Genomic DNA, 1,173 nt, shown 5'->3' on the forward strand with positions numbered 1-1,173 from the left:
CAGGGTGAAGGTGCCCTCTTCGTCCACGCGCTTGGGGTGACCACCGGTGGTACCGGAGAGCGGGAAGTCGGTCGAGGTCACCGACGCGGACGGCGAACTCCTGTCGACGAAGAAGTAGCACCGCTCGCTGTCGGCGCTCCACAGGGTGTCGTCCTGCGTGTTCGCGAACCAGTAGTACTTGTGCCCGTCCTTCAGGGCCCCGAAGTGGGCGGTGACGTCTCCGGAAGAGGACAGCCAGCTGCTGTTGAAGTACTGCGTGCTGCCGTTGTCGTCCTCGTCCACGAGCGCGAAGTTCGTCTGGAGCTGTCGGCCGGTGGGCGAGTGGGTGGCGACGGTCACCGAGGTGTCGGAGTTGAGGCCGACCCAGCCCGGGTTGTCCCAGGGGTTCACGGCGCCGGCGGTGCGGCAGGCGGCGTAGGAGCCGGTGCCGGCGAAGCCGGGAGTGGGGCTGGTGCGGGGGTTGCCGATGGTGGGGCGGATGTCGTACGTGACCGTGATGTGCGGGGTGTTGCTGAACCGCTGGCGGTAGTACATGTTGCCTTCGTCGTCCGGCGCGAAGCCGAACGTGAAGTGGGGCCACTTGTCGCGGGCGGCGTTCCGCATCTGGGTGGTGACGTCGTACTGGACGTCACCCGTTCCCGAGATGTTGATGCCGCCGATCTTGAAGCAGTTGCCGCCCATGCGCGAGTTCTTGTCGCAGGGCTGGTTGTTCCAGCTGGTCGGGTTGTTGATGGGACCGGTCTGGTACAGGCCCATCGGCGTGGACGTGCTGGGGCTGGAGGAGGAGACGACGGTGGCGTGGAGCCGGGCGTCGATGACCTCGGTGTCGTAGATCGTCGAGTTGATGCCGATCTGGAAGTAGGCGCGTTCGCGGCCCTTCCTGGTGCACGTCGAGTATCCGCAGTAGCCGGCGGCCGGGGTGTTCTGGCCGTCCGCGGTGCCGTTGAACTCGTTGGTGTCCGGGTACGCCTCCTGGACCTGCGACCAGGCGCGCGTGGTGTTGTTGGCGGAGGGGTTGACGCCGGGGTCGATGTACCAGGGGCCGGTGCCCTGGCCGAGGAGCGAGGTGTCGGGGATCAGGTCGATGCCGGTGGCATCGGCCTTGACGCCGATCGGCTTGACGTTGGCGGTGTCGCCGGGGGCGTCCGCGCTGGAGGCGATGACCCGGTCGGC

1 pseudogene is annotated in these 1,173 nt (G+C 67.4%); it reads right to left on the minus strand.

The window, feature by feature from the left end:
- Positions 1-1,173, minus strand: a pseudogene (locus ABZY57_RS32795) (hypothetical protein); the annotation flags it as partial.

It is taken from the genome of Streptomyces sp. NPDC006450 (assembly GCF_040612195.1).
GTDB lineage: Bacteria > Actinomycetota > Actinomycetes > Streptomycetales > Streptomycetaceae > Streptomyces.